At 50.1% G+C, this 14,652-nt stretch carries 9 protein-coding genes and 2 pseudogenes; 5 read left to right on the forward strand and 6 right to left on the reverse strand.

The window, feature by feature from the left end; all coding sequences use genetic code 11:
* On the forward strand, positions 1–721 hold a 721-nt coding region (locus AS151_RS13310), incomplete at its 5' end, for a gluconeogenesis factor YvcK family protein (RefSeq protein WP_139240655.1).
* Between the two features lie 13 nt (positions 722–734).
* Here the strand turns inward: AS151_RS13310 and AS151_RS13315 are convergent.
* Positions 735–3,746: an AAA family ATPase gene (locus AS151_RS13315; RefSeq protein WP_084639578.1), complete on the reverse strand. Its 3,012-nt coding sequence runs from the start codon at positions 3,744–3,746 to the stop codon at positions 735–737.
* 255 nt (positions 3,747–4,001) lie between these two features.
* On the opposite strand from AS151_RS13315, the gene eno reads away from it, so the two are divergent.
* Positions 4,002–5,294 carry a phosphopyruvate hydratase gene (gene eno, locus AS151_RS13320; RefSeq protein ID WP_071517549.1) on the forward strand — a complete coding sequence of 431 codons (1,293 nt, stop codon included), beginning with the start codon at positions 4,002–4,004 and terminating at the stop codon, positions 5,292–5,294.
* A gap of 81 nt (positions 5,295–5,375) precedes the next feature.
* Here the strand turns inward: eno and argC are convergent, their stop codons facing one another.
* Complete coding sequence (gene argC / locus AS151_RS13325; protein WP_071517554.1) at positions 5,376–6,434, reverse strand: N-acetyl-gamma-glutamyl-phosphate reductase; 1,059 nt, start codon at positions 6,432–6,434, stop codon at positions 5,376–5,378.
* Positions 6,435–6,699: 265 nt separating this feature from the next.
* On the opposite strand from argC, the gene grxC reads away from it, so the two are divergent.
* The 3 genes from grxC to ribBA all read left to right on the forward strand — a co-directional run bounded on the left by grxC (position 6,700) and on the right by ribBA (position 9,325).
* Entirely contained in the window at positions 6,700–7,029 is a 330-nt protein-coding gene (gene grxC / locus AS151_RS13330; RefSeq protein ID WP_071517550.1) for a glutaredoxin 3, read from the forward strand.
* Positions 7,019–7,504 carry a tRNA adenosine(34) deaminase TadA gene (gene tadA, locus AS151_RS13335; RefSeq protein WP_275527992.1) on the forward strand — a complete coding sequence of 162 codons (486 nt, stop codon included), beginning with the start codon at positions 7,019–7,021 and terminating at the stop codon, positions 7,502–7,504. Before grxC ends, tadA begins: the two co-directional genes overlap by 11 nt.
* Before the next feature lie 132 nt (positions 7,505–7,636).
* On the forward strand, positions 7,637–9,325 hold the full coding sequence (gene ribBA, locus AS151_RS13340) for a bifunctional 3,4-dihydroxy-2-butanone-4-phosphate synthase/GTP cyclohydrolase II (RefSeq protein WP_071517551.1): 1,689 nt from the start codon (positions 7,637–7,639) through the stop codon (positions 9,323–9,325).
* A 45-nt stretch (positions 9,326–9,370) separates the two neighbouring features.
* Here ribBA and nrdJ (AS151_RS13345) read toward each other — a convergent pair.
* The 4 genes and pseudogenes from nrdJ (AS151_RS13345) to AS151_RS13360 all read right to left on the reverse strand — a co-directional run.
* Positions 9,371–10,429: pseudogene (nrdJ, locus tag AS151_RS13345) on the reverse strand (ribonucleoside-triphosphate reductase, adenosylcobalamin-dependent); the annotation flags it as partial.
* Between the two features lie 235 nt (positions 10,430–10,664).
* A pseudogene (gene nrdJ, locus AS151_RS13350) lies at positions 10,665–11,891 on the reverse strand (ribonucleoside-triphosphate reductase, adenosylcobalamin-dependent); the annotation flags it as partial.
* A gap of 177 nt (positions 11,892–12,068) precedes the next feature.
* The gene (locus AS151_RS13355; protein WP_071517556.1) at positions 12,069–13,262 is read right to left on the reverse strand and encodes a class I SAM-dependent methyltransferase; all 1,194 of its coding nucleotides are present in this window, start codon (positions 13,260–13,262) and stop codon (positions 12,069–12,071) included.
* A gap of 123 nt (positions 13,263–13,385) precedes the next feature.
* Positions 13,386–14,570: an NAD(P)H-quinone oxidoreductase subunit H gene (locus AS151_RS13360; RefSeq protein WP_071517553.1), complete on the reverse strand. Its 1,185-nt coding sequence runs from the start codon at positions 14,568–14,570 to the stop codon at positions 13,386–13,388.
* Positions 14,571–14,652 lie beyond the last annotated feature (82 nt).

The raw sequence follows: 14,652 nt of genomic DNA on the forward strand, positions 1-14,652 counted from the left end.
TGTCACCGGCGATTTGGAACAGGGAATTGCCACCAGTTCCAAAGTGCTGGCGATTCGCGGTCAGGTGTTGCCAGCCACAGTCACTGATGTGAATTTATGGGCCGAATTGGACGATGGTCGCCGCATTGAGGGAGAGTCCAATATTACCGAAGCTGGCGGCAATATTGTGAATATCGGTTGTCTTCCCCAACAACCACCGGCGTTACCCAAAGTTTTGCAAGCCATCCAACAGGCAGATTTTGTGGTTATTGGTCCGGGAAGTTTGTATACCAGCGTCATTCCCAACTTGCTGGTTCCTGAAATCCGAGAAGCCATTTCAGCTACCCAAGTTCCGCGTATCTACGTTTGCAATATTATGACTCAACCAGGCGAAACCACCAACTATACCGTTGCCGACCATATTCAAGCCATCGACCGTGCTTGCGAGGGGGAACGTTTGTTCGACGCGGTGTTGGTGCAAAAACGTTCTCCTTCGGCACAAGCTTTGATTCGCTACGCCCAGGAAAATTCCCATTTTGTGGATTTGGACCGAGAACGGGTGCGCAAATTGGGACGTCGGGTGGTGTTGGCGGATATTTTAAACGAAGACCCGGAAACTGGCTACGTCCGCCATCACTCCCAACATTTAGCTAAGGTGCTGATGCGCTGGTACTGGCGCGCCGGTCAGTTGGATACCCGCCGCAGCAAAAAGCAACGACCGGTGGTACGCAAATCCGCCTAGTTGCTTGGCACCGTTAGTCGATATACTCGCCATCTTCGCTGTCTTCGTTGTTGGGATTCGACCAAGCTGGTTTCAGGTCGAGGGGGGCATCCCAGGCATCTTCCAGTACTTCCACGTTGGTGGCTTTTTGCGATGGCGAGGAGGGAGAAGAAGTGGGTTGTTCTGGTTCTGGTTGGGGGGATGCTTCTAAATCGGCTTCGGCGGGGTTTGCTGATGGCGTTTCTGTTGTCTCTTGCTGGTTTTCTGGCGGTGGGGTTTCCCCGGTACCGTTGTTGTCTGCTAGGTCTAATTTGGAGGCGTCTTTCTCCTTGCGCGGTTTTTGCGACCGGAAGGTTAGCTGTTGGTCTTCCACGTCGATAACTACGGTATCCCCAGAGGCAAACAGATTTTCCAAGATTTTGGTGGCAATGGGGTCTTGCAATTCTTTCTGAATGGCGCGTTTGAGCGGACGTGCGCCGTATACTGGGTCGTAGCCGACGTTGGCTAGATAGCCTTTCGCTGCATCGGTGATTTGCAAGTGAATGTTTTGGTCTGCCAAAAGACCTTCCAAATCGGCTACTTGAATGCCGACGATTTGTTGCAATTCGTCGCGGTTGAGAGGATGGAAGATAATGGTTTCGTCGAGACGGTTGAGGAATTCCGGACGGAAATGGCGTCGCAGTTCGGTCATGACGCGCGATCGCATTTCTTGGTAGTAGCTATCATCCCCCGCTACATCTAAAATATACTCGCTGCCAATATTGCTGGTCATGACAATGACGGTATTGCTGGCATCGATGGTACGTCCTTGGGAATCGGTGATTCTGCCCTCATCCAACAGTTGCAGCAAGATATTGAAAACGTCGGTATGGGCTTTTTCTACTTCGTCAAACAAAACGACAGAATAAGGATGGGCGCGGATGGCTTTGGAAAGCTGCCCCCCTTCGTCGTAGCCCAAATATCCCGGTGGCGCTCCCACCAAGCGGGAAATGGCATGACGTTCCATGTATTCCGACATGTCGATGCGAATCAGGGCGTCTTCGGTATCGAACAAGCATTCCGCTAACGCTCTGGCCAGTTCGGTTTTGCCGACCCCCGTTGGTCCCATGAACAGGAAGGAACCAATGGGACGTTTGGGGTCTTTCATGCCAGCTCTGGCACGGCGAATGGCGGTTGCTACGGCGGTGACGGCTTCTTGCTGTCCGATGACCCGTTTGTGGAGCTGGTCTTCCAGTTGCAGGAGTTTTTGTTTCTCTGACTCCAGCAAGCGATTTACGGGAATGCCGGTCCATTTGGCGACGATTTCGGCAATGTCTTCTTCGGTGACTTGTTCGCGCAGTAAGTTGGACCCTTCCGATTGTAACTTCAGCAGCTTGGCTTCGTATTCTTCGCGATCGCATTGGATTTTTTCCAAACGACCGTATTTTAACTGTGCGGCGCGGTTGAGGTCGTAATCCCGTTCGGCGCGTTCGATTTGCACCCGCAGTTGGTCTTCTTCTTCTTTGATGGTATTGATGGTTTCCAGCAGTTGTTTTTCATCCTGCCACTGGGAATTTAATTTCTCCTGGGTGGTGCTTAACTGCTGAATTTCCGATTGAATCCGTTCCAAGCGATCGCGAAGCGTCTCCGAAGGAGAATCGCTGGCGGTGCTGTATCCCCCAGTACGAGCGTGTTTTTCCTCGCCTTCCAGGGAAAGTTTCTCCATTTCCAACTGCATCAGCCGCCGTTCTACACTCTCCAACTCATCCGGCTTGGAAGTAATCTCCATTTTTAACTTCGCCGCCGCTTCATCCACCAAATCGATGGCTTTATCCGGCAAAAAGCGATCGCTAATATACCGACTAGACAGCGTTGCCGCCGCCACCAGCGCCGAATCCATAATCTTCACACCGTGGTGAACCTCGTAGCGTTCCTTCAACCCCCGCAAAATGGAAATCGCATCTTCCGAAGAAGGTTCCCGCACCAAAATCGGCTGAAACCGACGTTCCAACGCCGCATCTTTCTCAATATACTTGCGATATTCCTCCAGCGTCGTCGCACCAATACAGCGGAGTTCCCCCCGCGCCAACATAGGTTTGAGCAAATTACCAGCATCCATGGAACTGTTCGACCCAGAACCAGTTCCCACCAACGTATGCAACTCATCAATAAACAGCACAATTTGACCGTCGGAAAGCGCCACCTCCCGCAAAACCGCACGCAAGCGTTTTTCAAAATCGCCGCGATACTTGGCACCGGCAATGGTACTTCCCAAATCCAAAGACACCAACTGTCGGTCTTTCAAAGACTCCGGCACATCGCCATTAACAATTCGTTGCGCCATCGCCTCAGCAATCGCCGTTTTCCCCACACCGGGTTCGCCAATCAACAAAGGATTGTTTTTGGTACGCCGCGAAAGTACCTGAATCACCCGGCGAATTTCCTCATCGCGCCCAATTACCGGATCTAATTTACCAGCTCTCGCCTCTTCCGTCAGGTCGCGACCGTATTTCTCCAGTGCGGAAGTAGATTGCTCCTCAGACGATTCGCTGCTTTCTTCCGCTTCGGTGGTTTCGGTTTCTTCGTCTTCTTCTCGCGATTTCTGCTTGCTGGCGGCGGCTTTTTCCGTACGGTGCAAGTTTTGAACCGCCGTTTCCAAATCTTCGCGGTTGAGATTGAGGGTTTTACAAGTCCGTTTGCCGATGCGATCGTCTTTTAGGAATGCTAGCAGCAGATGTTCGATGTCAATGCATTTATCCTGTAGCTCTTCCCGTTGAATTTCGGCGTTATCCAACAGCACATCCAAACCGTGACCCAAATACAGTTGTTCAACCACGCCAACTTTTGGCTGGCGCTTGGCAAATCTTTCCAAATCCTGCTGGATGCGTTCGGCTTGCACGCCGGTTTGGCTCAAAATAGTGGTGGCTCGCTCTGTATTTTCCAGCAAAGCGAGCATGACATGTTCGACTTCTAACTGTTGGGAACGAAATTTGCGAGCAATGTCTTGCGATTCCACGAGCGCTTCCCAAGCTCGGTCTGTAAATTTATCTGGATCGGTTGGCTGCATCGCGACTAAATTTCCTTTTCAGCTGTATCCTATACAAATGTGTGTGACAGCGTAACAAAAATTGGCTGTTTATCCTGAGCTGGGTGGCCCTTTCCTATTGTATCGACTCCTGGTGTTGACCAGACAAGGTTGCTGCCGACAATGTCATGCAATACCTAAAAACAAGTTGAACATCCTTCCTTTCTAGGCATTTTTTCCCGTATCCTAGCAGGCAACGGTTCGACTTAGCTCACCGTACATGGGGAGGATGTTTTTATGATTTCCGATACGGCTATAGCAGATATCCGCGCGCGCGAAATTCTCGATTCTCGCGGCAGACCGACAGTAGAGGCAGAAGTACACCTGTTTAACGGTGTGGTTGGCGTGGCACAGGTTCCCAGCGGTGCTTCCACGGGAACGTTTGAGGCACACGAACTGCGAGACGACGAAAGCAGCCGCTACAGCGGTAAAGGGGTTTCCAGAGCGGTGCGCAACGTTCACGAAATTATTGCACCAATGCTTTCGGAACAGGATGCGCTCAATCAGGCATCGCTGGATTATCAAATGCTCGATCGCGATGGTACTGACAATAAGAAAAATTTGGGTGCCAATGCGATTTTGGCGGTGTCTCTGGCGATGGCAAAAGCCAGTGCCGAGGCGTTGGAAATTCCACTGTACCGCTATTTGGGGGGTCCGCTGGCAAATTTGCTGCCGGTTCCTCTGATGAATGTGTTAAACGGTGGTGCCCACGCGGCGAACAATGTGGATTTCCAGGAGTTTATGATTGTACCGGTGGGAGCGCCCAGTTTTAAAGAGGCTTTGCGCTGGGGAGCGGAAGTTTTTGCCTCTTTGAGCAAGGTTTTGAATGAAAAAGGGTTGCTCACTGGTGTTGGCGATGAAGGCGGCTATGCGCCCAATTTGGGGTCCAATCAGGAGGCACTGGAGTTTCTGATTGCGGCGATCGAACGAGCTGGTTACAAACCAGGAGAACAGGTGGCTTTGGCGCTGGATGTAGCTGCCAATGAGTTTTACCAAGACGGTCAGTATGTTTACGAAGGCTCTACCCATTCGGCGGCGGAATTGGTGGATTATTTGGGGCAGTTGAGCGATCGCTATCCTATTATTTCCATTGAAGATGGTCTGTACGAGGAAGATTGGGAAAACTGGCAGCTCCTATCGCAAAAACTGGGCAACAAGCTACAGTTGGTAGGCGACGATTTGTTTGTCACCAATCCCACTCGGTTGAAAAAAGGCATTGAAACCAATTCTGGTAACGCCATTTTGATTAAGCTCAACCAAATTGGGTCGCTCACCGAAACCCTGGAAACCATCGACCTAGCCAACCGCCATGGTTACCGTTCGGTTGTCAGCCACCGTTCTGGCGAAACGGAGGATACCACCATTGCCGATTTAGCCGTAGCTACCCGCGCCGGTCAAATTAAAACCGGTTCCCTCTCCCGCAGCGAACGCGTTGCCAAGTACAACCGCTTGCTGCGCATTGAAGATGAATTGGGCGATCGCGCTGTCTATGCCGGTGCCGTCGGCTTTGGTCCTCGCGTTGACGCCTAACTGCAAATATTTCTAGTTTTTTAGCAACCTCCCCTCTTTAGCACAAGAGGGGATTTTTGTCAATACATTCAACACCGAAATTTAGGGATAAAAGCTCAACTGGGGCAACCCCAACGTTTCCTGCCAGCCCATCATCAAGTTCAGACATTGTACCGCCTGTCCGGCTTGTCCTTTTAACAAATTATCAATAGCAGACATAACCACAACCCGACCGGTACGTGGGTCTACCTCAATGCCAAGATAGGCTAAATTGGTCCCGCAAGCCCATTTGGTCTGGGGATAAGTACCTCCGGGCAAAATTCGTACCCAGGGAGAATGGCGGTAAAACGCCTTGTAAATGGTGACCAAATCTTCCCGTACCAATCCCGGGTCGCGCAAAGTAGCATAAACTGTAGCCAAAATCCCCCGTACCATGGGAATTAGATGGGGGGTGAATTGCACGGCAATTTCGTGACCGGCCAGTTCCGTACAAATTTGTTCAATTTCTGGACTGTGACGGTGGCGCGCTACGCCATAAGCCGCTAAACTATTATCAGCTTCCGCTAGCAATAAATTGGTTTTGGCCTTGCGACCGGCACCAGAAGTTCCCGATTTGGCATCGATAATGGCGGTATCGGGGACAATCAATCCCTGTTTGAACAGCGGAGATAAAGCCAGCAAACTAGCGGTGGGATAGCATCCCGGACATCCTATCAGTTGGGCATTTTTAATGCGATCGCGATAGAGTTCCGGCAACCCATACACCGCAGTAGCGGCTACAGATTCGTCGGTACGGTGTTCTCCATACCAGGCTTGATAGGTCGCCAGGTCGTAAAATCGATAGTCGGCACTGAGGTCGAGAACTTTACAACCTTTTTCTAAGAGTTTGGGAGCCATTTGCCAAGCCAAGCCGTTGGGTAAGGAGAGAAAAACCACCTCAGCTTTAGCAGCAATGGTATCTGCATCTACTGGTTCGATATCCAAATCGACAACATGACCGAGATGGGGATATAACTCGGCAAACGATTTCCCGGCACTGCTGTCGCCTCCCAAATAGGTGATTTTTACCTGGGGATGTTCTTGTAACAGCCGCACCAATTGCACGCCTCCATAGCCGGAAGCGCCTACAATGGCAGCGGTAATGAATCCGTCCTCTCCCATTTTGCCTACCTCTTCATTTGTATGACCGAACAAATTGTGACGAAAACAACGAAAATCGTTGGTTTTACTTTTTACTGGCGGAATGCTAGCAAAAGAATGTTGGCAGCATTGTAGTATCATTTGCCGCGATCGGTAGAAATTCCCACAGCAAATTTTCCACCGGCGGTTTTCGGTAGTCTAACACCGAGATAGGAACCGATATTTTAGAATAGGGGAAATCCAGTGGCAAAGCCCTTGATTCCAGTACTTTCTAAAAGCAGATACGATGTTTGATTTTTTCAATAGCCTACTCGGTCGCCATCCAGAATCGATTAAAGCCAAGGTAGAAATCTACACCTGGCAAATTTGCCCCTACTGTATCCGCGCCAAACTGCTTTTGTGGTGGAAAGGCGTGGATTTTATCGAGTATAAAATCGATGGAGACGAAGCTGCCCGGGAAAAAATGGCCAAACGCGCTCAAGGTAGGCGCAAAGTGCCGCAAATTTTCATCAATGGGGAACCCATCGGTGGCTGCGACGAACTGTACCAGCTTGATGGGGAAGAAAAGCTAGACAAAATGCTATCGCGCGCGCCTTCTAAAGGGTTTGCTGCCTAACGAATACCAACCCTACCAACGCCACCGTCGCTGGATGGCATACGCTGTGGAATTAGCCGTAGCTGCTGGGGAAGCCGGGGAAGTTCCGGTAGCGGCGGTGGTGGTGGATGGGCAAGATTCTTTGGTGTCGGCAGCCACCAACCGACAAAAACGCGATCGCGATCCTACCGCCCACGCGGAAATTCTCGCCATTCGCCAAGCAACGCAAAAACAACAAAATCGCTATTTAACCGATTGTACGCTATACGTGACCTTAGAACCCTGTCCCATGTGCGCCGGCGCGATCGTACATGCGCGTTTGCAGGTATTGGTCTACGGTGCCGACGACCCCAAAACCGGTGCCATTCGTACCGTTGCCAACCTTCCCGATAGTGCCCTTTCCAACCATCGTCTCAGCGTTTGGGGAGGGATTTTGGAGTCAGACTGTCGGCATTTGTTACAAGATTGGTTTGGTAGGCGACGTGTGGGAGGATAGGGTGCCCCCAGACTCTCATGATTGCCCCATCGCAAAACCCACCGTATCCATTGCCACCAAATCGAGCTACAATCGCAAGTAGGAAGGCTTTAAAAAAGTTTACAGGCGATTATTAAACATCGGAATCGATCCGTGGAAGAAAGCAAAAACCAACAATTCGAGTTTGACTCGGTAGAAAGTGCCCTGGAAGACCTAAAGCAGGGGCGATCGCTCATTGTGGTCGATGACGAAAACCGAGAAAACGAAGGAGACCTCATTTGTGCCGCTCAATTTGCGACGCCAGAGGTCATCAATTTCATGGCCGTTCATGCCAGGGGATTGATTTGCCTGTCAATGGTGGGAGAGCGGCTAGACGAACTAGATTTGCCGCCGATGGTGGCGAACAGTGGCGATAGCAATCAAACGGCGTTTACTGTCAGTATCGATGCTGGTCCCCATTTGGGCGTTAGCACTGGCATTTCCGCCGAAGACCGTTCGCGTACCATTCAAGCGGCGATTTCCAGCAATACCAAACCAGAAGACTTAATCCGCCCCGGTCACATATTTCCCTTACGCGCTCGTTCTGGTGGTGTTCTCAAACGTGCCGGTCACACGGAAGCAGCGGTGGATTTATCGCGTTTGGCGGGGTTGTATCCTGCCGGGGTTATTTGCGAAATCCAAAATCCCGATGGGTCGATGGCGCGGTTGCCGGAACTGATGGACTATGCCAAGACCCATAATTTAAAAATTATCAGCATTGCCGATTTAATTAGCTATCGCCTGGCTCACGAACGTTTTGTCTGGCGGCAAACTGTAGCCGAATTGCCCACGGAATTTGGTCATTTTCAAATTTACGGCTACCACAACAGTTTGGATAATTCCGACCACGTGGCCATTGTCAAAGGCAATCCGGAAGATTTTCCCCACCATCCGGTTTTGGTGCGGGTTCACTCGGAATGCCTCACCGGAGATGCGTTGGGGTCTTTGCGCTGCGATTGTCGCCGGCAGCTACAGGCGGCTTTGAAAACCATTGAGTCGGCGGGGTCTGGTGTGGTGGTTTACCTGCGTCAAGAAGGGCGCGGTATTGGCTTGATTAATAAGTTAAAAGCCTATTCCCTGCAAGATATGGGATTGGATACGGTGGAAGCCAACCACAGTTTGGGTTTTCCGGCAGACTTGCGCAATTACGGGGTGGGGGCACAAATTCTCAGCGATTTGGGGGTGAAGCAAATTCGCCTTTTGACGAACAATCCCCGAAAAATTGCTGGTTTGCGCGGTTATGGCATTGAAGTGGTGGACCGGGTGCCCCTGTTAATCGAAGCAACGCCTCACAATATTAATTATTTAACCACAAAAGCGGAGAAGCTGGGTCACATGCTGCTGCAAACTTTTTTGGTGACTTTAGCGATTCGCTGGAGCGACGAACCGTTGACAACGGCACAGCGATACGAACGTTTGGAGAAAATCCGCTTTTTGGCGTTGCAGTACAATTTGCTGGTACAGGAAGAAGCGCGACCGGTGGTGGCAGCGGTGTTTGGTACGTCGCCGCTGACGGTGCATATTGGGTTGGACCAGCCACAAGTGGCGTCGCCGGATTGGTTCGCTCAGCCAGAGCATCCCTATTTAAAAGCGATCGCTTCGATTTTGGACGATTTGGCAGCCAACCCGCAAGTGGAAGAGTTGGAAATTTTGGTATCTACGGGGGTGGACCCCATGCGCAATTTACGCGCCAATATCGAACGGCATACGTATTCTTTCGATCGTCGTCCTGGGTCTATATGCGATCGCTTTCAAACCCAGACCATTTACCATTTCAAACGGGAAAAATCGGCAAAATCATAGAAAAATGTCGGGGCGTTTCGCGAAACGCCCCTATTTGCGTTTGGTTTAGCTTTCAAACAGACATTTATCGGAATCGCAACCAGCCGGACCTTGCTCGCCAAATTCTGCCGAATCGTAACGGCTTAAAGCATCGTGGAAGTTGTCGTTTTGACAGCGTTGTTCGGCGGTGCGTACCAACTCTTCGTAGGTAGACCGTTCGATGGGTTCAAAAGGCAACCGGGGAAAGCTCTGGTGAGCGTCAAAACGTGCCAACAAGGCAGCGGAAATGTAGCCTTCGTCGTTTTGAATGGCTTCATAAATGGCGTTGCCCAGGTCTTCGATTTCATTTTCCCGCAGTTCGATGGTGGAGGAGGTGTTGTGGGTGACGTAGTATTTTTGCACCTGCATGGCAAAGTCAAACTGCGCCAGAGCCGAGAATTTGCTGATGTCAATCTCATCGGCACCGGGTAGGTCTGCCCAGGAAACAGCTACCGGCATTTCCACCAACCATTCGGTACAGCGGGGATCGAAGGGATCGTCGAGCAAGTTGCCATTTTCATCGCGATCGCTCTGTGCTGGCACCACTGTGTAACCATAATCGATACAAGCCAGCGCCACTGGATCGTTTTTACGGAAGGTAACCCGCCGGATAAAACGGGCGGCTTTGGGAGGATGCCAACCCGGAGATGCTCCCGTAAGCAAAGATTTGGTTCCACTAGGTTGTACTGTGGTACAACGATTGGGTTTTTTCAGTCCGTGGCGCGTGCAATAATCCCAAACTTTTTGATGCACGATATCGCGCCAGCGGCTCAAATATTCCCGTTCTTTACGCTTGTATTCCAGCCCCTGTGCGGTTTCCGGTCGTCCGGCTTCCCACCAGCGCAACCAGTCCACACCAAAGGCATGAACGAAAAAGTCAAACAATCCCGTGAAGGAAACGCCGACAATGGGGTCGAATTCCCGGCTTTCCTGGTAGCGGGGTTCGATAAATTGATGGTTGAGCAACGCCGCTACTGCGATCGCGCCAGCTTCAAATGCTTCTTTTTGTTCCTGGTCGTTGTTGGGGTCGATTTGGTTAAGGTGTACTTCGCTTAAATTACAGAAGAAATTCGATCCAATGATTTCCATCACATCTGTAGTTTCCTACAGGATTGGACTATCTCTTCATCCCCGTTCGGGATGGCGGGCGCTCGTGGAGGGATTATTGTTGGGACTCACCCTCTAGTCTCTGAACCTTCTAGCCGACCGAAGCCCCGGCTAGCTTGGCTGCCGATTGCCCTCGCCTTTTGCGTTAGGGTTTCCGGCAATTCACCCGCTTTGGCACCTGACATTGCTGCCAGGGGCGGCAAAATCAAAGGATACCGCAAGGGTTGAGACCATATCGCTGCAGGCGATGCTCGATTTCGCGATCTGACATCTGTGGATAGTTGGTCCGCAACCAGTTTTTGGCTTCTTCCACGCCCAAAGAATTATAGATTTCTAAGAATTCTCGTTTGATTTCTGGTCGATCGAGAATATCCGCGTTACTGCGAGCGATCGCTTCTGGTGCATACTGAATGGCACCTTCCCCAGAATAAAATTGCTTGCGTACCGCATCGATGCATTCTTCCCGACTGGGCTTGCCATGGTAAACTCTGGTGTGGTTCGCCATACGCAGGGCATCTCGCTGGGGATCGATCCGCCAGTTGCCATCTTCCCCTTGCTGCCACAAGTTCATCTTGTAAAGATTAGAATCAGCTGGAAACTGACGAATGCCAGCACTTCTTCTCACGTTGCCTGCAACCACCACCACAGCGGCTTCGTCAATCAGCAAACAGCACTCTAGTTCGTTCAACTGTCTGCCCACAGCTTTGTTTAAAATCGCCGCACAGCGGGTATACAGGTCGGGAAGTCTTACAGGATTGGCAACGCCACCAAATCCTTTCAGGGGTTCGCCGGCAGGACGGATATCGCTCACATCTACTGTTACTTCTACCCTGTTAGAAAAACGTTCGTCGCTGGCAATTTCCAACAGGGATTGGTAGGACTTCACCCAACCATCTCGCGAATCGCCAACGTAGATGGTGACGTTGTTGCCTTGGATCTGAACTTCGGTTTTTTCGCGGCGTTGCGATGCCGGGGTCGTACCAAGTTCGCCGGCAATGGTTACTTGTAGTTCGTTGCGAATGGGGGGCAGTTGGTTGATGTACTGGGGTTCCAAAACAGCACCAGTACCACATCCCTGCATCGCTAGGTCCATCATTAAGCCAAAGGCTTTCCAATCGACCACATTGGTACTGGTGCAGTTGTAGGCACCGTGGTAGTTTTCCGGTTGTTCCAGCCATTCGGTACCGCCGACCCACAACCAACGACCGGCGGGGAGGGATTGGAAATTTTCTAATTTCTGGCGAACGAGGGTGGCTTCTTCGTCGCTGAGTTTGCCGAGTTTTATTAAACCGTTAATCGTGCGATCGCAAACTTGTTTCCAGGTTTCGCGGGTATTTCCCTGGCGACGGCTATAGGTACGGTAAAAGACAGGATGGGCCACTGTCGCCTTGGAAGGAAATTCTTGCTTTTGTTGCTGGGAGCGCTCTAATTCTCGAACCATAAGGTGTTCCTGAGCTTGTTGAGGGATCCTAATTGCTGAACTAGGTGGAAAATTTATCCTACCATTACAGCAACTACTAACTTTAACTCAACTAGATATTTAGTGCTATAACCGGTTCGATCTGCAAACTTCCCACTAAATATAGCGGAAAGATCGATCTCCCCACTCCCAATTTCCCTATGGCAAACCTGTTAATTTACCACTAGGAGCCTCTTTGCTCTGAACCAATACGCCAAAATTTCCCATTCCCGAGGGGTCGATGAGTTGGTGCAAGGCGTGGCGGCGTTCGATGAGTTTTTGGATATCTTGACCTACGGTAGCTGGTAAAGAAGCGATCGCATCGCCAATTCCCAAAGCCATCAGAAAAATCCCCTGTTTGGTCATCCCCACCGTTTGCAATCCACAATCATCGCCGTGCCGCTGCAACGCTGTAAAATTAACATGGGCAGTAATATCTTGATTGCCCACATGGATGTAGGGATTGTCGTGGTATCTGTGTTGGTAGTAACACTGTAGGGTACCTTGGGGACGTTGGGGACTGTAATACCGTTGCGTGGAATGTCCGTAGTCGATGGTTATCAAATATCCCCGCTGCAATTTTTTGGCTACTGTTGCCAACCAATCCAAAGCGGCTAAATTAATTTCGCTGCAATAACCTTCTGGATAGTTGGAACTTTCCAAATCAATTCCCAACCATTGTAAATATTCCGACAAACGGGGTGTCGAAGGTTCTCCGATTTGGGAAACAAATGGACTTCCTTCGCTGCTGTCGTTGGTGGTTACGTAAATTTCTTGCAATTTTCCATCTTGGCGAACAATTTGGTGAACGGGAAACGCATCCACGAGTTCGTTGGCAAAACAACAACCAACCAAGGAATTCTCTTCAATCTCATCCCAAGAAGACCAAGAAATTTTATCCAGCCATTTTTCTAATTTTTGTTTTTGCAAATCGCGCATGGCTGTCGATTTTTCAATAATAATAAAATTTAAAACTGAAAATAAATCGGGATGTTGGTGTTGTAAATAATCTAAAATATCTACAGCCAATTTTCCCTGACCCGCTCCCATTTCTACAAGATGAAACGGTTCTGGTTTTCCTAAAAGTTTCCACAGTTCGTAAATTTGTTTGCTCAGACAACTGCCAAATTCCACGGCCAGATGGGGAGAAGTCATAAAATCGCCACCAGTACCAATTTTGGTATCGCCAATTCGGGCATAATAACCATATTGGGGGTGGTATAGAGCCAAATCCATATATTCAGCAAACGAAATGCGATTTTGATGCGATCGCTGAATTCTTTGGGTAATTTCTTGGCATAGATTGGGATTAGAAGTATCTTGAAATTGAGAATATTCTGTATTGCTGCTCATAATATTTTTTAAATAAAAAGTAGGGTGGGCATTGCCCACCCTACCCCCTTCTAATCAAGAGAATTTTCATTGGGAAACAAGAAAGAAATAGGGGATTTTTCCTCCTTCGCTTCCCGCAATGGCTTAGCGGTCTACCGACCCCATAATGACATCAACGCTGCCCAAAATAGCCATAATATCGGCTACCTTGACGCCGCGCAAAAGCTGGGGCAAGACCTGCAAGTTATTGAAATCCGGCGGACGAATTTTCCAACGCCAGGGAAAGACATTGTTGTTGCCAACCAGGAAAATACCTAACTCGCCTTTGCCAGTTTCCAAACGAACGTAGTGTTCGCCTTCGGGAATTTTGAACGTCGGCGGAATTTTCTTGGCAGCGAACTGGTAGTCAAAGCTGTTCCACTCAGATTTGGGACCTTCTGCCATGCGTTTGGCTTCTAGGTTCTCAAACGGACCGCCGGGAATATTTTTAATAGCCTGACGGATAATTTTCACGGACTCGCGCATTTCTCGAATCCGCACCAAATACCGGGCCAAGCAATCGCCGGCAGTTTCGGTATGAATTTCCCAATCCAGTTCGTCGTAGCACTCGTAATGGTCTACCTTGCGCAGGTCCCATTTCACGCCACAAGCACGCAGCATGGGTCCGGAAACTCCCCAGTTGATGGCATCTTCGCGGGTGATGGTGCCTACCCCTTCCAGACGGCGGCGGAAAATGGGGTTGTCGGTAATCAGACGTTCGTACTCGTCTACTTTTTCGTCAAAATAGTCGCAGAAGTCTTCACATTTTTCCAGCCATCCGTAGGGAAGGTCCGCTGCCACACCGCCAATGCGGAAGTAGTTGTTGTTAATCAACCGCTGACCGGTGGCGGCTTCCCACAGGTCGTAAATCATTTCCCGTTCCCGGAAAATGTAGAAAAATGGCGTTTGCGCGCCAATATCCGCCATAAACGGACCCAACCACAGCAGGTGATTGGCGATGCGGTTGAGTTCCAGCATGATGACCCGGATGTAGCTGGCGCGTTTGGGAACTTCAATGTCGGCCAGGCGTTCTGGTGCATTGACGGTAATCGCTTCGTTGAACATCCCCGCTGCGTAGTCCCAACGACTTACGTAGGGGACGAACATGACATTAGTTCGGTTTTCGGCGATTTTTTCCATGCCACGGTGCAAGTAGCCAATGACTGGTTCGCAGTCAACAACGTCTTCCCCGTCAAGGGTGACGATTAACCGCAAAACACCGTGCATGGAAGGATGGTGCGGACCCATGTTGATGACCATGGGTTCCGTTCTGGTTTCCAGTTGTGCCATCTGCTACCTCCTAATAGGTTATTTACTGGACAATAATTGACTTTTGTTGACTTGATAGTCGTAGCCATCTTTCTTGAAGATT

It is taken from the genome of Geitlerinema sp. PCC 9228 (assembly GCF_001870905.1).
Taxonomy (GTDB): domain Bacteria; phylum Cyanobacteriota; class Cyanobacteriia; order Cyanobacteriales; family PCC-9228; genus PCC-9228.

Bases quoted from the DNA above. Each gene is read 5' to 3' on its own strand.
- AS151_RS13315 (WP_084639578.1), bottom strand. From the start codon at position 3,746: ATGCAGCCAACCGATCCAGATAAATTTACAGACCGAGCTTGGGAAGCG.
- eno (WP_071517549.1), top strand. From the start codon at position 4,002: ATGATTTCCGATACGGCTATAGCAGATATCCGCGCGCGCGAAATTCTC.
- argC (WP_071517554.1), bottom strand. From the start codon at position 6,434: ATGGGAGAGGACGGATTCATTACCGCTGCCATTGTAGGCGCTTCCGGC.
- grxC (WP_071517550.1), top strand. From the start codon at position 6,700: ATGTTTGATTTTTTCAATAGCCTACTCGGTCGCCATCCAGAATCGATT.
- AS151_RS13355 (WP_071517556.1), bottom strand. From the start codon at position 13,262: ATGAGCAGCAATACAGAATATTCTCAATTTCAAGATACTTCTAATCCC.
- AS151_RS13360 (WP_071517553.1), bottom strand. From the start codon at position 14,570: ATGGCACAACTGGAAACCAGAACGGAACCCATGGTCATCAACATGGGT.